Below are 16,333 nucleotides of genomic sequence, written 5' to 3'. Positions count from 1 at the left end.
TACCGGCAGGACGGCTCGTCTAATCGAGCGGCGGCAGCTGCCCCGTGATCATCTCGCGGTCGGCTTCCAGCCACGGGGGCAACACCAGCGAATCTGCGGGGCCGGGTTCGCGCTCCTCGACGCCCAGTCCCGGCCGCTCGGTCGCCAGTTCGAAGAGGATGCCCGCGCCGTCGCGGACGTACAGCGACTCGAAGAAGTGCCGGTCTTTCACGCGGGAGGGATCGAGGTCGCGCTCCGCCAGCAGGTCCCGCCACTCCCGCAGTTGCGCCCCGTTCTCGACGCTCAGCGCGACGTGGTGGATCGATCCGCGACCCTCCCGGCCGTAGGGCGCGTCGTCCGTCAGCAGGTCGACGGTCGACTCGCGGCCACGGGGAAGCCGATACCGGACGGCGTCGTCCCGCTCGGCGACGAGTTCGAACCCGAACGTGTCGAGGAGGCTCGCCGTCACGTAGGGGTCCGCAGAGCGCATCGAGACGCCGCGGATTCCCCGTATCGCGTGTTCTGCGGGGACCGAACCACCGGTCCACGGGTGGGGGGCTCCGTCGTCGAGATCGGTCGGCGCCGCATCGGCGTCGTCGACGCCCACGAGTTCGACGCTCGTCCCGTCGAGATCTTCGAACGCGAGGATGGAGTCCCCGAACCGCCGGGTGCATTCGACGGCAACGTCGTGGTCGGCGAGTCGGTCGCGCCAGAAGGGGAAGGAATCGGCGGGAACCCGTAGCGCGGCAGTCGTGATGTCGGGTTTCCCGATCCGACTGGGCTCCTCCCGTGGGTAGGTGAAGAAGGTGAGGACCGAGCCCGGCGTCGCCCGCTCGTCGCCGTAGTAGAGGTGGTAGACGAACGGCTCCTCGAAGTTCACCGTCCGGAGGACGAACCGCAGTCCGAGCACGTCCGCGTAGAACCGGCGGTTCTCGGTCGGGTCGCCCGCGATCACCGAGACGTGATGCACGCCGAGCGTGTCCGAGAGCACTACCGGACGTAGGCCCCCGGCCCCGATAAGTGTGCCAGTAACCCGGCCGTCGCCCGGGGGCGTCAGTGCCGCTACTTGTGTTTCTCGCCGGCGGGGACGGTCGTCTCCAGCCAGTTCTCCTCGGGCGGGTACGGGCAAGCGAACGTCTCGCTGAACGCGCAGAACGGGGAATAGGCGAGGTTGAAGTCGATCGTCACCTCGTCGCCGTCGGCGAGATCGCCCTCCGGTTCGAGTTCCATGTATCGGCCGCCGTCGTAGGTCTGCTGGCCGGTCGTCTTGTCGCGGAACGGGACGAAGATGGCGTCGTCCTCGGGACCTTGCTTGTACCCGTGGAGTTCCCGGGACTCCCCGTCGAGGTCGAACGAGAAGGTGACCACGCGCTCGTAGCGGACAGTCCGGCCGTCGCTGGTCTCCATCTCGATGGGGTCCGGTTCGTCGTGGACAGTCACCGTGGCCTCGACGCGGTAGTCGGGGTCGGGTTCGAAGTAGTCTAGCCCGTCGAAGTCGTCGCGCTCCTCCGGCGGGATGGGCGATTGAGGGTGCTCGGCGAAGAAGTCGTCTTTCTCTGCCCTGTTGGCCCGGAGTTGGTCGGCCCAGTCGTCGGCGTGGCTCATGCCTCGTCATTGCCAACCGAACCGGATGAGTCCGACGGTCTCGGCGCGTGATTTCCAGTGAGTTTGTCCTCGACGATCCCCTCGACCTGCTTCAGCGTCACGTAGACCGCGAGGAACAGCGCGAGAACTACGATCGGCAGTCCGAGCGCACCCCAGGTGAGGCTGAATACCGCGACGAGATAGAGCGCGACCAGCTGGAAGAACAGGTACGCGGCCCGTCGAGGGGTCCCGGAAACGTCGAAATACTCCGCTATCGCGGTCATGTTTCGAAGACGACACATCGAAATAAATGCTTTGTGAACCGGCTGTCATCTCTGCGGACGATACCGAACGTCGTCCCTTCGGCGCCTACCTTTTTCTCGGTCGACGGTGAGATGGGGGTATGAGCGAGATCGACCTCGACCTCCAGGCGGTCGAGGAGGAACTGACCGACGACGGGGACGGCGACGACGAGGGCGGACGGGTCGTCCTCGGCGTCCTCGACGGGTCGACGCCGGACGAGGAGTGGATCGATATCGTCGAGGACGGCGGGACGCTCGTGCTCTCGGTCGAAGGGAACGTGAACGAACTCGCCTCGGGGTTCGCCCGGGACGTCCGGGACGCCGACGGCGACCTCATGCACTTCCGGGGCTTTCTCGTGGTCGTGCCCCCGGGCGTCACCATCGACACCAGCCGGCTCGACTGAGCAGGCCCCAGTCGCCCCGCGCTAGACGACCGAACGTGAAACCCCGAGCGGTGCGTCTCGCCGCTTATGAGGGCGGAGTCCCTACGTGGAGATATGCCGATGAAAGCCACCGGGAGGGCGTCGTCGTGGCGAGAGATAGACGAGTGGGACGGCGGGATGGGCTGGATCGCCCATCCCGACGAGAAGATGCAACGGGCCAGTCACGCGCTCGTCGACGGCGACGACGTGTGGCTGGTCGACCCGATCGACGTCGAAGGGCTCGACGAGCGACTGGCCGACCTCGGGACGGTCCGCGGCGTCGTCGTCCTCCTCGACCGCCACACGCGCGACTCGGCGGCTATCGCCCGACGACACGACGTGCCCGTCTACGTCCCCGCGTGGATGGACGACGTGCGCAACGACCTCGGCACGCGCGTCGAGCCGATCCGGCGGGGTCTGCCCGACTCCGACTACGACCTGCACCGACTCGTCGACAACAGGTTCTGGAAGGAGGCCTTCCTCTACGACGAGCACTCGAAGACGCTCGTCGTCCCCGAGGCGGTCGGGACGCCCTCGTACTTCCGGGCAGGCATGGAACGGCTGGGCGTCCACCCGATGCTGCGCATGCTGCCGCCGCGGTCGCTCGGCCGGTTCGCGCCGGAGCGGATCCTCGTCGGCCACGGCCACGGCGTGTTCGAGGACGCGGCCGGGGCGCTCGCCGAGGCGCTCGACAGTTCCCGCTGGCGCGCGCCGCGGCTCTACGCCGAGGCCGCCGTCGACTTTCTCCCGTGAGTTCGCCCCGGGCGAGCGACGGATATTTGCCCGGCCCCTCAGAAGGTCCCGGTGTGGTGTACGCGACCCGCGGCCTGGTCGAGTCGTGTCTGCGGTTCGCCAGCGAGGCCGACCCCGACCCGGTGACCATCTCGCTGTCCGTGACGCCGGCCGGGGACCTGCCCGACGCCGACCTGCCGCCGGAGACGCCCGTGTTCACGCACTTTTACTACCCCGACTCGGCGGGGTCGGTCAACTTCGTCTTCGGCGTCGACATGGGGACGCCCGTCGGCCAGACGCAGGGGCGGTTCGTCTCCCACCCGAACGGCGAACTGCGCGTCCGCCAGCGGGACGACTTCAAGGAACTCATCTTCGTCGCCGTGCCGCCGTGGAACGACGGGTCGGTCGCCGTCTTCGACCGCCGCGGCGAACAGCAGCCGCTCGAACTGCTCGACGTCGAACCCCCTGAAGAATTCCCGGAGTGACCGGGGCGGCCGGAGCGGTGCCGGACGGAGCCGCTCAGTCCAGATAGCCCAGGTCTTCGAGCTGGTCGGCGATCTCGGAGAACTCGGCTTCGGTCAGCTCGCCCTTCTGCTCGTTCTGGATGACGATGCTGCGGAGCAGAAAGCGGACGAGATCGCTGGTGCTCGAGAAGCTCGTCCCCTCGATGGTCTCCTCGACGCGGTCGGCCAGATCTTTGGGGATCGAGACGGTGGTGTAGTCGGTCATACCCACGGGATAGGCGTGGTCGCGGTTAGTCGTTGTGTCTGCGGGCGGGCAGGAAGTCGCCGGTACCGCCTGTTCCTCGCTCCGTGTCCCCGTGTCACGGAGGTCACAAGAAATACGGGCCGAACGCGCGAACCGTACTGTGATGCCCTCCAGCGATCAACCCGATTCGCTCCGTGCGGACCTCGTCCGCCGGTGGAAAGAAGAGCTGTTCTCCGCGGACACGGTCGTCGCGCTCGTCGCCGTCGCGGTGGCGATCCCCGCCGGTCTGGTCGCCGCGATCGTCGTCGACCCGTTCGCACTGTACGCCGTCTGGTTCGCGACCGCCGTGGGACCGAGCCTCGGTTACTGGCGCGGTCTCCGGATCGAAGTCCCCCTCAAGCCGGCCGCGAGCGTCGGCCTCGCGATGGCCGCCGCGATCGCCGTCGTCACGAGCGCGTTCGTGGCCGTCGCGCTGGCGCTCAACGCCGGCGAGGACCTCGCGGTGACCGGTGGCGCCGTCGTGGGCCTGCTCTTCGGCGCGCTCACGAGCCGCGTCGCGTTCCACCGGCTGGCCGGCCGGACGGACTGACTGGCGCCGAAGCTGTCCCGACCGACGCCGGAACTGACCTCACCGCGCCGACTTACAGCGTGAGTTCGACCGGGTAGTCGGTGAGGTTCTCGTAGCCGTCCTCGGTGACGACGACCAGGTCCTCGATTCGGACGCCGCCGACCTCCGGGTCGTAGAGGCCGGGTTCGATCGAGATGACGTGACCCGGCCGGAGTTCCTCTCCGCCCGGTGCGACGCTGGGCCCCTCGTGGACGTCCAGCCCGACGCCGTGGCCGGTGGAGTGAATGAAGCCCGTCTCCGTGGCCTCGTCGCTGCGGAGGGTCGGCTCGCCGGCTTCCTCGTAGATGTCACAGACGACGCCGTGGACGTCGCCACCGGTCGCCCCGGGTTCGACCGCGTCGAGCGCCGCGCGGTAGGCCTCCTCGGTGAGGTCGTACCACTCCCGCACGGTCTCGCTCGGCTCGCCCTTGCAGAAGGTCCGGGTCATGTCGGCGTGGTACTTCGTCGCCTTGTTCTGCGGGAAGATGTCGACGATGATCGGCTCGCCGGCGGCGAGCGGGCCGCTCCCGCGGTCGTGGGGGTCGGCGGCGTCGGCGCCGCAGGCGACGATGGTCTCGTCGAGCGCGCACCCGTGGCGCAGCAGCGTCACCTCGATCTCGGTCTTGACGGCCTCGCTCGTCAGCGGCTCGCCCTCGTGGAAGAGCGTCCCGTCGCGCACCTCGGCCGCGGCGATGAGGTCCTCGGCCGCCTGCATCGCGGCCTCGTTCGCCTTCTGGGCCTCCCGGACGTTGTCGACTTCCTCGTCGGTCTTGATCGCTCGGATGCCCGACACGGTGTCGTCGCGGTCGGCGGTGACGCCCACGTCGAGTTCGCGCAGGCCGTCCGCGACGTGGACGGGGAACCGCGGCGGCACGGCCACAGAGTCCACGTCGTAGGCGTCGAGGAAGTCCGCGAGGACGCGGTAGGAGGCCTCGCGGCGGTCGTACTCCTCGCTGTACTCGCCGTAGCCGTGGTCGATCGAGCGCTCGACGGTCGCGGCGCGGGCCTCGCGTTTGGCCCGGCCGAACTCCAGACTGCGGTGAAAGAGCAGGCGGACCTCGCCGTCGTAGAGGGTGACGAAGGGGTCCGGCGCGTCGAACCCGGAGAGGTAGTACTGGTTCGAATCGGTCGAGTCGGCGTGGACGAGGTAGCCGTCGAATCCCTGTTCGTCGAGAAACGCGTCCAACTCCGAGAGGTCCGGATCCATACCACCACGAAACGGCGCGTCCGATAAATAGGGTACGGCGTCGGCCGCCGAGCCGACGGCGGCCGCGGCGGCGAGAACGGTCGGCGGATTTCGCCCGTCCACCGGGACCGGACCTGCCGAGTCCGGTAGCCTGATGCACCGGGGGACCGACCCGGGGCACATGGACGCCACTATCGAGCGGTCGGCGGTCGCGGGTCGGGCGCGCGCCCCGCCGTCGAAGAGCTACACGCACCGGGCGATCCTCGCCGCGGGCTACGGGAGCGAGGCGACGGTCCACGACCCCCTCGTCAGCGCCGACACGCGGGCGACGATGCGCGCCGTCGAGGCCTACGGCGGCGAGACGACCCTCTCGGAGGACGGCGACACCCTCGATGTCGCGGGCTTCGACGGCCTCCCCGACGTGCCCGCCGACGTGATCGACTGCGCAAACAGCGGGACGACGATGCGACTCACCACTGCGACGGCCGCCCTCGCCGACGGCCTGACCGTGCTGACCGGCGACGGGTCCCTGCGCTCGCGCCCGCAGGGCCCGCTGCTGGATGCCATCGAGCAACTCGGCGGCCGCGCGGAGAGCACGCGCGCCAACGGGCAGGCGCCGCTGGTCGTCGGCGGGCCGGTCGACGGCGGCACCGCCTCGATCCCCGGCGACGTGTCCTCGCAGTTCGTCACCGCGCTGCTGATGGCCGGCGCCGTCTCCGACGACGGAATCACGGTCGACCTGGAGACCGAACTCAAGTCCGCGCCGTACGTCGATATCACGATCGAGGTGCTGGAGGCGTTCGGCGTCGACGCCGAGGAGATCGACGGCGGCTACCGCGTCGAGGGCGGCCAGTCCTATGCCCCCGAGGGCGGCGAGTACCACGTCCCTGGCGACTTCTCCTCGATGTCGTACCTGCTGGCCGCGGGCGCCCTCGCCGCCCCCGACGGCCTCGTCGTCGAGGGCGCCTACCCGAGCGCGCAGGGCGACTCCGCCATCGTCGACGTCCTGGAGCGGATGGGCGCCGACATCGAGTGGGATCGCGAGGCCGGCGAGATCACGGTCAGCCAGTCCGATCTGACCGGCGTCGAGGTGAGCGTCGCGGACACGCCCGACCTGCTCCCGACCATCGCCGTGCTCGGCGCCGCCGCCGACGGGACCACCTCCATCGTCGACTGCGAGCACGTCCGTTACAAGGAGACCGACCGCGTCAGCGTCATGGCCGACTCGCTCACGGAGATGGGCGCCGCCGTCGTCGAAGAGCAGGACCGCCTGTCCATCCGCGGCAGCGAGACCGGGCTGCGCGGCGCGACCCTTCCCGGCCGCGACGATCATCGCATCATCATGTCGCTCGCCGTCGCCGGCCTCGTCGCCGACGGCGAGACCACGATCACCGAGGCCGAGGACGTCGACGTCTCGTTCCCCGGCTTCTTCGACACGCTCGCCGATCTGGGCGCGAACGTCTCGAAGTAGAACCAGCGACTATCTCAGACCGTCGACTGCGTTGTCGCGGCTGAGGACTCGTCCGTGGCCGCGTCCGGTTCCGGACAGATCGACCCCACGTCGCGCCACTCGTGACCGATGTCCCGCATGAGCAGCGCGTTGTCGAACGTCACCGCGCCGGCCGGGAACCGGGGCTCGTCCTCGAAGAAACTCGCGCTCACGTCCGCGACAGACAGCGGCGTCACCCGCCACTCGTCGGTCGCGAGTTCCACGCCGTCGAAGCGCTCGCCAGCGTCGCCGGCGGCAGGCGAGTAGCCGACCGCGCCTCGCCGGTGGTACTCCGAGGCGGCCGCCACGGAGTCGAAGACGCTGTCGGCGGGGATTTCGTCGGTCTCGCTGGCCGTCACTGACATCCGGGTCTCGCCGTCGCGGCTCCGCATCGTCACGGCGTAGCGGCCGTCGCGCTCGTCCACGTCGAAGTCGGCCCGATAGTACTCACCGAACGAGCGGCGGCCGACGGCCGCGGTGAGCCGAGAGGACGTGTCTCGGCGCGGGACGTAAACGCCCGCGCGCCGCTCGCCGTCTGCTCCCGCCGCTCCGCCGCTGTCGTCGCTCCACTCGACGCCGATGCGGTGCGCGGCGTTCTCCGAGCGGGTGCCCACGAAGGAAGGAAGACCGCGCGGCCGAACGTCAGTCAGCCTGAGCAGACAGATCCCGCCGACGGCGTAGCCGTCGACCGTCCGCGGTTCGAAGGGGTCCGGGAGGACGGCGTCCAGCGCAGTCGCTTCGATCCGGAAGTTGACGAGAATGCGCCGGTCGATGACGCCGCGGAGCGACGGGAACCGTGCCATATCCGGCCGTTCGATCGGCCGGCTGATATATCTTCGCGAGAGAAATCGGGGAATCAGTCAGTCGTCAGACTGCGCCGTCTTCGATGCGAACTGCTCGCGGACCTTCTTGACCTTCGGTTCGGCGTGGAACTGGCAGTAGCGGTCGCCCGGGTTCTTCTCGTAGTAGTCCTGGTGTTTCTCCTCGGCGACCCAGAAGGTCTCGAGCGGTTCGATCTCGGTGACGATCTCGTCGTTCTCGTAACTAGTGAAGTCGCCGCCCTGCTGGAGATTGTGGACGAACCGCTCGACGATCTCCTGCTGCTCGCCGTCGTGGTAGTAGACGGCCGAGCGGTACTGCGATCCCACGTCGGGACCCTGCTTGTCCTTCGTCGTCGGGTCGTGGATGCGGAAGAACACCTCCAGCAGGTCCTCGTAGGCGATGACGTCGGGGTCGTACTCGATCTGGACGACCTCGGCGTGGCCCGTCGACCCGGAGCAGACCTCCCGGTAGGTCGGGTCGTCCGCGTGCCCGCCGGCGTAGCCCGAGGTGACCTCGTGGACGCCGTCGAGTTCCTTGAACGCCGCTTCGATGCACCAGAAACACCCGCCGGCGAGCGTCGCCGTCTCGGTCTCGGTCATACCCCCGAGTTCGGTCCCGAACCGTTTGAACCCAGCGGAGACTGCAAGCGAACGAGCGCTGATCCGCTCACAGCGTCGCGATCGCCAGTCCGGTCGCGAGCAGGTTCGCGCCGAGGTGGGCGACGGTGCTGGAGGCGGTCCCCCACCGCGCGCGGAGCGCGCTGAAGATCACCGCGAGGATGATCAGCGACGCCAGCCTGACCGGAGAAGCCCCTCCGTCGACGATCACGTGTTTCAGGACGAATCCGGCCGCAGCGACCGCGCTCCCGGCGAGGACGCCGTACGAGCGCATCAGCGCGGTCTGGATGACGCCGCGCCACGCCAACTCCTCGGCGAGCGGGACGACGATGCCGTTGACGACGAAGAGGACGGCGAGCACCCAGGTCGCCGCCCCCGGCTCGACGACGGCCGTGGGCGCGGTGGTATCGGGCTGGCCGAAGATGGCCGTGATCGCCAGCACTGCGGCGACGAGCGCGACGAAGTACGCGATCACGCCGCCGATCCCGGCCCCTACCGCTCGGAGCGAGAGATCGTAGTCCCAGTCCTCCAGATCGATCCCCCGGCGGCGGCCCAGCCAGGCGATCGCGACGGCCAACAGCGGGAAGCCGACGCCGACAAGGAGCATGTCCGCGCCGCGTCCGCTCTCGACGACGTCCGTCAGGACGGCGACGAGTTCCCACCGCAGTATCGCCTCGACGACCACCCACAGAACCATTGCGCCGACCCCGAGTGCGGACGTCCCTCGAAATCCCCCTTCGTCCGCCGCGACCGATCGCTCTGTCGACATCTCTGTTCGGGTCCGACTCCCGGAGTCGTGAAATACGTACCGCCGGGCGGGATCGCTGCCGAAGCCGGCCGATACCGCCGCCGAGACCGGCCGGTACCTCCGTCGAAACCGGCCGATCGGCACCGGCGACGGACGACCGGAACGACTCCACCGCGCGGATCCGCCGCGGTGCGGCCACATCCGCCCACATCTTCAGAACTATAAGCCCGGCCGACCGACCCCGTGGTAATGAACGGCAACGAGTTCGGGCGCCTCTTCCGGTTCACGACGTTCGGCGAGAGCCACGGGGAGGCGATGGGCTGTACAGTGTCCGGGTGCCCGGCGGGAGTCGAGATCTCCGAGGACGTGATCCAGGAGGAACTCGACCGCCGCAAGCCCGGCCAGTCGATGATCACCACCTCCCGCGGGGAGCCCGACGAGGTCTCCATCAAGTCCGGCACGCTGGAGGGCTACACGACTGGAACGCCAATCGGCATGGTCATCCAGAACAAGGACGCCCGCTCGGGCAAGTACGAGCCGTTCATCACCGCACCGCGGCCCTCCCACGGCGACTACACCTACTCCGCGAAGTTCGGCACGCGCAACTGGGGCGGCGGCGGCCGCTCGTCGGCCCGCGAGACCGTGAACTGGGTCGCCGCCGGCGCCGTCGCCAAGCAGGTCCTCGACCAGTCTGACTACGACGTACAGGTCAAGGCCCACGTCAACCAGATCGGCGATATCACTGCCGAGGACGTGACGTGGGAGGACATGCTCGAACACACCGAGGAAAACGAGGTCCGCTGTGCCGACCCCGAGACGGCCGAGGAGATGCGCGACGCCATCGACCGCTACCAGCAGGAAGGCGACTCCATCGGCGGCTCCGTCTACTTCGAGTGCCGCGGCGTCCCGCGGGGCCTCGGCGCGCCTCGCTTCGACTCGTTCCCCGCCCGCCTCGGACAGGCGATGTTCTCCGTCCCGGCGACGACCGCCGTCGAGTACGGACAGGGCCGCGAGGCACGCGAGACCCGCGGTATCGAGCGCAACGAAGACTGGGAGTTCGACGACGGCAGTCGCGACGACGTGGTCAGCGAGGAGGGCGATCCCGTCCCCGTCGGCAACGACCACGGCGGCCTGCAGGGCGGCATCACGACCGGCGAACCGATCTACGGCGAGGTGAGCTTCCACGCGCCCGTCTCCATCCCGAAGACCCAGACTACGGTCGACTGGGAGACCGGCGAGAAGAAGGAAGCCAAGGTCGTCGGCCGTCACGACCCGAGCCTGCCGCCGCGAGCCGTCCCCGTCCTCGAAGCGATGCTGCGGATCACGATCCTCGACTTCATGCTCCTCGGGGGCCGGATCAACCCCGACCGCCTCGACGGCCGCCCCGGCGAGTACGATACTGCCTACCACCCCGAGAGTCCGCAGAACGACCCCGACGACGCGGACACCATGACCGAGACGGTCGACGAGGACTGATGGACGTGCAGCCCATAGGGGACTCAAACTGATGGACGCACGCCAAGACGAGCTGTCCAACCCGTTCGGGATGGACGAAGAATGCACGAACTGCCCGGAACTGGTCGAGACGCGCGAGCGGGTCGTCCACGGATATGGCGACGTCGGCGCGGACTTCGTCGTCATCGGCGACCAGCCCAGCGCTGCCGCCGACGAGACGGGCGTCCCCTTCGCCGGCGACCAGTCGCTCGTCTGGGACGTCCTCGACCGCGTCGGCCTCGTCGAAGGCGACCCCGGCGCCGAAGAACCGGTGCCCGACGACGTCTACCTGACCTACGTGACGCGGTGTCGCCACCCCGACCGCCCGGCGACCGACGACGAGGTCCGCAACTGCGAGGCCTACCGCTCCAGCGAACTGCGGATGATCAACCCGGAGATCATCGTCCCGGTCGGCCAGCGGGCCATCGAGGCGCTGGCCTTCCAGTACACAACCAAGAGCGAGGACGACCTCGACGTCGTCGAGCTGCACGCGACGACGATGCGCGGCCGCGGGTTCGAACTCGTGCCGATGCTCGATCCCGTCGACCAGACGCCCGAGCAGACCGAGGCGTTCGTCGAGCACTTCGCGGACCTGCTCGGCACCGACTACCGCCAGACGAAGGGCCGGCAGGGGAGCCTGGAGACCGGACGCGGCCCTGACAACGGCGAATAATCGGCCAAAAACCACTTTCGCGCCTATTCTTCGACCGATCGGAACGCCCGGAGCCGCCCGTCCGCGCTCGTGAAGAGGAGGTCGTCGGCGACGACGGGTGTCGTGCCGATTCCGTCGGCCGAACGAGTCCACAGTTCGCTCCCGTCGGTCGGATCGAGACAGAACAGCGTCTCCTCGGTCCGGACGAGAACCGTCTCCGCGGCGACGACCGGCCAGCCAGCCCGCGCGTCGAGCGAGTGCGTCCAGCGCTCGGAGCCATCGCTCGCCGACAGCGCGCGCAGGACCGGTCCGTCGCCGTCCCCGGTCACGACGTACAACGAGTCGGGGCCGACGGTCGGCTTGAACCCACTTCCTTCGGGCGGGAATCGGTCGTCCCATGCCGTCTCGAACGGCGGGACTGGGGTCTCGAAGGCGACGACCTGCCCGAAGATGTTGACCGTGCCGTAGAGACGTCCGTCCCGGTAGCACAGCGGCAGCGGCGAGTCGTGCGGGAGCGGCGTCGGCTGTCGCTCGGCATCCGGGGCGTCGGTCTCGTCGCCCGGAAGTGTCGTCTCGCCGTCCGCGACGGCGACCGACCACGGACCGGAACCTCGCGGGTGCCTGAAGAAGACCGACTCGTCGCTGGCGATCAGCCGGCCCACGGGAGCGGAGCCGTCGACGGAGGTCCGCCAGCGTTCGCTCCCGTCGGCCAGCGACCGCCGCACCAGCGCGTCGTCGGCTCGCTCGGAGACGTAGAGGCCGTGGGAGGCGGCGAGAAATCCGACGACGTCGCCGGTCTCGACCCGCCACAGTTCCGTCCCGTCCGCGGCGTCGAGCGCGACGACCGCCTCGTCTCCCTCGACGTACACTCGGCCGTCGCGGACGCTGGGGCGTCCGGCCGTGATCCCGACGGACTGCTCCCAGCGCCGCTCGCCGGTCCGCGCGTCGAACGCGTGGACGGCCCCCTGGCTACCCCCGACGAACACCGTCTCGTCGGCGACCACCGGCGCACTGAACTCGTCGCCGGCTTCGACCGACCAGAGTTCGCCGATCGGTTCCGTCGGTCCAGCGGCCCCGGTAGCGTAGTTCGTCTGCCCCTGATCGGCCCCGGGAATCGGCCACGACGAGGAGACGGCTTCGGGAGTGGCCGGTTCGCGAGCCACGGCCGTCGGCGAGGCGGTGGTCGTGTCCGTCGGCGATCCAGTGCTCGGGTCCGTCGGCGACCGCGTGGGAGATGGCTCGGTCCGGGACGGTGTGTCCGCTGGAGTGCTGTCGTCGCCCGCCGAGCGGTCCGTCGGCGTGTCGGTTCCCTCGTCGGCGGCACAGCCCGCCAGGCCGAGGCCGGCGAGCGTAGCGAGCAGAGCGCGTCGGGTTCGGTGCGGGGACATACGTCGGCGTTCCGGCAGTCGCGGTAAGTACCTTCTGGCCGGACAGGACGATACTCACTCCGGGAGCTGCCGCGAGAAGCGCCTTCGACCCGCCGGAGACTCAGTCCCCGATGTCGACGACGAGGACGGGCGTGTGGACGTCCTCGACGACGCGGTCGGTGACGCTCCCGAGGTTCTCGACGCGGTCGCGGCCCGTCCGCCCGTGCGTGCCCATCACCACGAGGTCGATCCCGGTCTCGTCGACGTAGTCGACGATTTCGCGGTGGGGGATGCCGTCGCGCATCTCGGTCTCGGTGACCAGCCCCGCGTCTTCGAGGTCGAGCCGCAGGTCCTCGACGGCGCGCTCGCCCTCGACTTCGAGGGATTTGACGATCTCGTCTTTCGTGTCCGATTCGGCCGCGCGGTAGCGTCGGCTATCGACGACGTACAGCACGTGTACCGTCGCGTCGTTGTCCCGGGCGATCGAGATGGCGTGATCCACCGTCTCGCTCGTCCCCTTGCTCCCGTCCGTCGGCAACAGGATATCGTCGTACATGGCCGGGAGTTAGACGGCCGGGTAAATAGTGGTGGGTGGCGGTTCCCGACCGACGAGACCCCGGCAGCTTCGGCCCGTCGGTCGCCGGCGCTAGCGACCAGTGAAACTCGGGTGGTCGCTGACGTGTTTCGGGAGGTACCGCCGCTTCCGCGGGAGGCCCTCGGTCTCCTCGCGGACGCGCTCGCGGAGTTCTTCCGGCGTCATCTCGATCTCCTCGTCGGTCGCGCGGACGTTCACGTCGAGCGTCCCGCTGTCGACCTCGCGGTCGCCGACGACGGCGTAGTAGGGCACCCAGTCGGTCTCGGCGCGGGCGATGCGCTTGCCGACGGTCTCCGAACGCTCGTCCACGTCGGCCCGCACGTCTGCCGCGACGAGGCCGTCGACGAGGTCGTCGCAGTAGTCGGTGTGTTCCTCGCCGACGGGGATGAAGCGGACCTGCGTCGGCGAGAGCCACGTCGGGAACCGCGGCGTGTCCATCGTCGCCGTCTCCTCCAGCAGCGCCGCCACCACGCGCTCGATCCCGCCCGACGGCGAGTAGTGGAGGATCGGCGGGTGGTGGCTCCCCTCGGCGTCGGTGTAGGTGATGTCGAACCGCTCGGCGCTCTCGACGTCGATCTGGACCGTCGGGTTCTCGATGGGGCGGCCGAGGCCGTCGATGGCCGCGAAGTCGATCTTCGCCGACCAGTAGTGGTGGCGCTCGGGGATGATCTCCACGAGCGCGGGCTTGTCGAGTTCGGCGACCACCTCGGCCACCCACGCCTCGTTGCCCTCGTAGAACTCGCGGGTCACGCGTAGCGCGGGCTGGTACTCCAGCCCGAGGTCGTCGCTGGTCTGCAGGGCGAGTTTCGCCTGCCGCATCAGTTCCTCGCGAGCGCCCTCCGTGTCAGCGGTCGCGGTGTGCATGTCCGGCATCGTGAACGAGCGCAGCCGTTTCAGGCCCGTGACCTCGCCCTTCTGCTCGCGGCGGAACGAGTACGTCGACATCTCGTAGATCCGCAGCGGCAGGTCGCTCGCTGCGATGTGCATGTCCCGCATGATCGAGAACTGACCGAAGCAGGCCGCGAAGCGCAGCATCATCCGGCGGTCGCCGGACTCGAAGCGGTACTGGCGCTCGCCGAACTTCCCCGCGTGCTCGTCGATGGGGCGGGCGCCCAGATCGTACATGATCGGCGTCTCGACGGGCATCCCGCCGTAGTCGACGACGAGATCGTTGACGTACTCCATCAGCGAGTCGCGGACGAGCTTCCCGCGGGGGTACCACCGCAGGTTCCCCACGTCAGAGAGGTCGTCGTAGCCGACGAGCGACTTCTCCTGCATGAGTTCGACGTGGGGCGGCTCCTCGCCCGGCGAGGCGGTCACGTCCTCGACTTCGTCCTCGATGAACGCCCGCATATCCGCGCTCACCTCGTCCTTCGCGGCGACCGCGTCTTCCGTCGATCCGTCGGGCCACATCACCTGCCACTCGCTCGGTTCACGGTCTGGCTCGCCGGCCTCGTCCCCCTCGCCCGTCCCCTCGTCGCGGTGGGCGGAGACGTGGCGGGAGAGCTCCGAGAGCGGGTGGCCCTTGCAGGACACCTCGAAGGACTTGTACCAGCCGAACGGCGCCCGGAGCACCTCGTAGCCGTCGGCTTCGAGTTCGGACTCCAGCCCGCGCATCACCTGTTTGGCGGCGTCGGGGTTCGCCAGGTCCTCGCTCAGGTGGGCGTAGGGGTACAGCACCACTCGGTTGGTGTTGAGTTGTCCTGTCACGTCCTGGAGCTCCGCTGTCGCGTTCGCGACGACGCCGTCGAGGTCGGTCTCGTCGTCGGACTCGACGCTGATGAAAGCGGTCACGCACTCCTCCATGCGTCCCTCCATCGGGACGCCCTCCGTCTCCGCGAGGTCGTCGGGGCCGGCCTCCTCGCGGGCCTCGAACTCCAGGTGGTCCGAGTGGATGAACAGGAGTCGCATACTCGAACGTGTCGGCCCGCGAGCAAAAGTGTGCTGCCGTAACTCCTTCGAGTCGGGTACCAGTCGGTCCGCGATCGTCACTCAGTTCGGATCGAATTTCCCTCGTCAACCGACGTACCAGCCGGTTCCGATTCGGCCGTTCCGGATATCTCTCCCGTCTCTTCCGTCTCGGCCGGTGAACGGCCGGCGACGCCCTCAGTCGACGTGTCGGTCACGGGATCCTCCGTCCCGGTTCGACCCCGAGTCGACGAGCTGACGGTTCGGTTCGGCGTGGCGCCGCGCCCGGGCCGGTTCGTATCCGTCCGGTTCCGTCGCTCGGTGTCCGTCGCCGGCGGCTCCGGGACGAGCGGTTCGCCGTCGAGGGTTCTCACCCGAGGTTCGATCTCCCGGCGGGCGTACGCCTCTGAACCGACGGTCGCTGAGAGCGACCCGTCTCTGCGGAGCCGGCGCGCCCGGACTTCAAGCGGCGGCGGCGGTTGGCTCGCTGCCGCGGGAGCGACCAGCGACGCCGGGGTATTGCTGCCGGCCGTTCCACCGCCGGTGTCGTCTCGCCCGAGCGAGACGCCGGTCAGTGCGAAGGTGAGTGCCGTCGGGACGGCGGACGTCGAGAGCGTTAGCTCCGGCGACCACTCGGCCTCGTAGGCGGTCGCCGTCGAGCCGAATCCGACCTCGTGCTCCTCGCTGGATCGCTGGGACTCCGGCGCGTCGCGCCACGCGAGGTCGCCGAGCGTCTGCGAAGCCATCACCGAGCGGTCTTCGTCGAGTGCGACGACCTCGACGCCGTGCAACGCCGCTACCTTCGTATCTACGCTCTGGACCCGGGCGGAAACGGCGAGGGGGACGGTAACGGGCGCTGCCGCGTCGAACGGTTCCCGGATCGACAGCGACAGATCCGCGGACGAGAACGGCCCGTTGTACACGCACCCACCGATACCGAGCGCGAGCCCGAGCCCGCCGAGTCGCAGGAGATTTCGACGTGGAAACGTCATCGGTCTCCCCTCGCCGAGTCCCCGCTGTCACCCGGCGCCACCCCGTGTGCGGTCGCCGACGCTCCGAACATACCGCCTCGTCGGATATACCGGTAAAAAAGATTACGCAGGGACCGACCACAGGGACGC

The 16,333-nt window shown here is 69.0% G+C and carries 19 protein-coding genes; 7 read left to right on the top strand and 12 right to left on the bottom strand.

All coding sequences use genetic code 11. The annotated features are described in order from the left end of the window. Positions 1-19 precede the first annotated feature (19 nt). The 3 genes from AB2U09_RS16340 to AB2U09_RS16330 all read right to left on the bottom strand — a co-directional run bounded on the left by AB2U09_RS16340 (position 20) and on the right by AB2U09_RS16330 (position 1,847). On the bottom strand, positions 20-970 hold the full coding sequence (locus AB2U09_RS16340; RefSeq protein ID WP_459193804.1) for a VOC family protein: 951 nt from the start codon (positions 968-970) through the stop codon (positions 20-22). A 71-nt stretch (positions 971-1,041) separates the two neighbouring features. After that, the gene (locus AB2U09_RS16335) at positions 1,042-1,584 is read right to left on the bottom strand and encodes a DUF1684 domain-containing protein (protein WP_459193803.1); all 543 of its coding nucleotides are present in this window, start codon (positions 1,582-1,584) and stop codon (positions 1,042-1,044) included. After that, positions 1,581-1,847 (bottom strand): hypothetical protein, encoded by a 267-nt coding sequence (locus AB2U09_RS16330; protein ID WP_459193802.1) that lies wholly within the window; start codon positions 1,845-1,847, stop codon positions 1,581-1,583. Before AB2U09_RS16330 ends, AB2U09_RS16335 begins: the two co-directional genes overlap by 4 nt. 119 nt (positions 1,848-1,966) lie before the next feature. Between AB2U09_RS16330 and AB2U09_RS16325 the strand changes: the two genes are divergently transcribed. The 3 genes from AB2U09_RS16325 (at position 1,967) to AB2U09_RS16315 (ending at position 3,504) form a co-directional block, all read left to right on the top strand. Beyond that, positions 1,967-2,269 (top strand): DUF5779 family protein, encoded by a 303-nt coding sequence (locus AB2U09_RS16325; protein ID WP_459193801.1) that lies wholly within the window; start codon positions 1,967-1,969, stop codon positions 2,267-2,269. 93 nt (positions 2,270-2,362) lie between these two features. After that, positions 2,363-3,040 carry a hypothetical protein gene (locus AB2U09_RS16320; RefSeq protein ID WP_459193800.1) on the top strand — a complete coding sequence of 226 codons (678 nt, stop codon included), beginning with the start codon at positions 2,363-2,365 and terminating at the stop codon, positions 3,038-3,040. A 53-nt stretch (positions 3,041-3,093) separates the two neighbouring features. Further along, positions 3,094-3,504 carry a JAB/MPN domain protein-containing protein gene (locus tag AB2U09_RS16315; protein ID WP_459193799.1) on the top strand — a complete coding sequence of 137 codons (411 nt, stop codon included), beginning with the start codon at positions 3,094-3,096 and terminating at the stop codon, positions 3,502-3,504. 34 nt (positions 3,505-3,538) lie between these two features. On the opposite strand, the gene AB2U09_RS16310 is transcribed toward AB2U09_RS16315, so the two are convergent. Continuing rightward, positions 3,539-3,748: a ribbon-helix-helix domain-containing protein gene (locus AB2U09_RS16310; RefSeq protein ID WP_459193798.1), complete on the bottom strand. Its 210-nt coding sequence runs from the start codon at positions 3,746-3,748 to the stop codon at positions 3,539-3,541. A gap of 142 nt (positions 3,749-3,890) precedes the next feature. On the opposite strand from AB2U09_RS16310, the gene AB2U09_RS16305 reads away from it, so the two are divergent. Next, entirely contained in the window at positions 3,891-4,316 is a 426-nt protein-coding gene (locus tag AB2U09_RS16305) for a hypothetical protein (RefSeq protein WP_459193797.1), read from the top strand. 52 nt (positions 4,317-4,368) lie between these two features. On the opposite strand, the gene AB2U09_RS16300 is transcribed toward AB2U09_RS16305, so the two are convergent. Further along, positions 4,369-5,541 (bottom strand): M24 family metallopeptidase, encoded by a 1,173-nt coding sequence (locus tag AB2U09_RS16300; RefSeq protein WP_459193796.1) that lies wholly within the window; start codon positions 5,539-5,541, stop codon positions 4,369-4,371. Between the two features lie 160 nt (positions 5,542-5,701). Between AB2U09_RS16300 and aroA the strand changes: the two genes are divergently transcribed. Further along, positions 5,702-6,991: a 3-phosphoshikimate 1-carboxyvinyltransferase gene (gene aroA, locus AB2U09_RS16295; RefSeq protein WP_459193795.1), complete on the top strand. Its 1,290-nt coding sequence runs from the start codon at positions 5,702-5,704 to the stop codon at positions 6,989-6,991. Between the two features lie 14 nt (positions 6,992-7,005). On the opposite strand, the gene AB2U09_RS16290 is transcribed toward aroA, so the two are convergent. The 3 genes from AB2U09_RS16290 to AB2U09_RS16280 form a co-directional block, all read right to left on the bottom strand. Then, the gene (locus AB2U09_RS16290; protein WP_459193794.1) at positions 7,006-7,812 is read right to left on the bottom strand and encodes a DUF2071 domain-containing protein; all 807 of its coding nucleotides are present in this window, start codon (positions 7,810-7,812) and stop codon (positions 7,006-7,008) included. Between the two features lie 57 nt (positions 7,813-7,869). Next, positions 7,870-8,430 (bottom strand): peptide-methionine (S)-S-oxide reductase MsrA, encoded by a 561-nt coding sequence (gene msrA / locus AB2U09_RS16285; protein WP_459193793.1) that lies wholly within the window; start codon positions 8,428-8,430, stop codon positions 7,870-7,872. A 67-nt stretch (positions 8,431-8,497) separates the two neighbouring features. After that, a complete protein-coding gene (locus tag AB2U09_RS16280) occupies positions 8,498-9,217 on the bottom strand; it encodes a CPBP family intramembrane glutamic endopeptidase (protein WP_459193792.1) in 720 nt (239 codons plus the stop codon). 228 nt (positions 9,218-9,445) lie between these two features. On the opposite strand from AB2U09_RS16280, the gene aroC reads away from it, so the two are divergent. Both aroC and AB2U09_RS16270 read left to right on the top strand, forming a co-directional pair. After that, a complete protein-coding gene (gene aroC / locus AB2U09_RS16275; protein WP_459193791.1) occupies positions 9,446-10,672 on the top strand; it encodes a chorismate synthase in 1,227 nt (408 codons plus the stop codon). Positions 10,673-10,703: 31 nt separating this feature from the next. Further along, the gene (locus AB2U09_RS16270) at positions 10,704-11,363 is read left to right on the top strand and encodes a uracil-DNA glycosylase (RefSeq protein ID WP_459193790.1); all 660 of its coding nucleotides are present in this window, start codon (positions 10,704-10,706) and stop codon (positions 11,361-11,363) included. A gap of 23 nt (positions 11,364-11,386) precedes the next feature. Here the strand turns inward: AB2U09_RS16270 and AB2U09_RS16265 are convergent, their stop codons facing one another. The 4 genes from AB2U09_RS16265 to AB2U09_RS16250 all read right to left on the bottom strand — a co-directional run bounded on the left by AB2U09_RS16265 (position 11,387) and on the right by AB2U09_RS16250 (position 16,204). Beyond that, a complete protein-coding gene (locus tag AB2U09_RS16265; RefSeq protein WP_459193789.1) occupies positions 11,387-12,730 on the bottom strand; it encodes an outer membrane protein assembly factor BamB family protein in 1,344 nt (447 codons plus the stop codon). Positions 12,731-12,830: 100 nt separating this feature from the next. Next, complete coding sequence (locus tag AB2U09_RS16260; RefSeq protein WP_459193788.1) at positions 12,831-13,265, bottom strand: universal stress protein; 435 nt, start codon at positions 13,263-13,265, stop codon at positions 12,831-12,833. Between the two features lie 90 nt (positions 13,266-13,355). Next, complete coding sequence (locus tag AB2U09_RS16255) at positions 13,356-15,215, bottom strand: threonine--tRNA ligase (protein WP_459193787.1); 1,860 nt, start codon at positions 15,213-15,215, stop codon at positions 13,356-13,358. A gap of 77 nt (positions 15,216-15,292) precedes the next feature. Further along, positions 15,293-16,204 carry a hypothetical protein gene (locus AB2U09_RS16250; RefSeq protein WP_459193786.1) on the bottom strand — a complete coding sequence of 304 codons (912 nt, stop codon included), beginning with the start codon at positions 16,202-16,204 and terminating at the stop codon, positions 15,293-15,295. Positions 16,205-16,333 lie beyond the last annotated feature (129 nt).

The organism is Halosimplex yunnanense, assembly GCF_054504345.1.
This window is presented reverse-complemented; position numbering and strand designations above follow the sequence as displayed.

Coding starts and splice junctions, on each gene's coding strand:
- AB2U09_RS16335 (WP_459193803.1), bottom strand. CDS start 1,584: ATGAGCCACGCCGACGACTGGGCCGACCAACTCCGGGCCAACAGGGCA.
- AB2U09_RS16330 (WP_459193802.1), bottom strand. CDS start 1,847: ATGACCGCGATAGCGGAGTATTTCGACGTTTCCGGGACCCCTCGACGG.
- AB2U09_RS16325 (WP_459193801.1), top strand. CDS start 1,967: ATGAGCGAGATCGACCTCGACCTCCAGGCGGTCGAGGAGGAACTGACC.
- AB2U09_RS16320 (WP_459193800.1), top strand. CDS start 2,363: ATGCCGATGAAAGCCACCGGGAGGGCGTCGTCGTGGCGAGAGATAGAC.
- AB2U09_RS16310 (WP_459193798.1), bottom strand. CDS start 3,748: ATGACCGACTACACCACCGTCTCGATCCCCAAAGATCTGGCCGACCGC.
- AB2U09_RS16305 (WP_459193797.1), top strand. CDS start 3,891: ATGCCCTCCAGCGATCAACCCGATTCGCTCCGTGCGGACCTCGTCCGC.
- AB2U09_RS16300 (WP_459193796.1), bottom strand. CDS start 5,541: ATGGATCCGGACCTCTCGGAGTTGGACGCGTTTCTCGACGAACAGGGA.
- aroA (WP_459193795.1), top strand. CDS start 5,702: ATGGACGCCACTATCGAGCGGTCGGCGGTCGCGGGTCGGGCGCGCGCC.
- AB2U09_RS16290 (WP_459193794.1), bottom strand. CDS start 7,812: ATGGCACGGTTCCCGTCGCTCCGCGGCGTCATCGACCGGCGCATTCTC.
- msrA (WP_459193793.1), bottom strand. CDS start 8,430: ATGACCGAGACCGAGACGGCGACGCTCGCCGGCGGGTGTTTCTGGTGC.
- AB2U09_RS16280 (WP_459193792.1), bottom strand. CDS start 9,217: ATGTCGACAGAGCGATCGGTCGCGGCGGACGAAGGGGGATTTCGAGGG.
- aroC (WP_459193791.1), top strand. CDS start 9,446: ATGAACGGCAACGAGTTCGGGCGCCTCTTCCGGTTCACGACGTTCGGC.
- AB2U09_RS16270 (WP_459193790.1), top strand. CDS start 10,704: ATGGACGCACGCCAAGACGAGCTGTCCAACCCGTTCGGGATGGACGAA.
- AB2U09_RS16265 (WP_459193789.1), bottom strand. CDS start 12,730: ATGTCCCCGCACCGAACCCGACGCGCTCTGCTCGCTACGCTCGCCGGC.
- AB2U09_RS16260 (WP_459193788.1), bottom strand. CDS start 13,265: ATGTACGACGATATCCTGTTGCCGACGGACGGGAGCAAGGGGACGAGC.
- AB2U09_RS16255 (WP_459193787.1), bottom strand. CDS start 15,215: ATGCGACTCCTGTTCATCCACTCGGACCACCTGGAGTTCGAGGCCCGC.
- AB2U09_RS16250 (WP_459193786.1), bottom strand. CDS start 16,204: ATGACGTTTCCACGTCGAAATCTCCTGCGACTCGGCGGGCTCGGGCTC.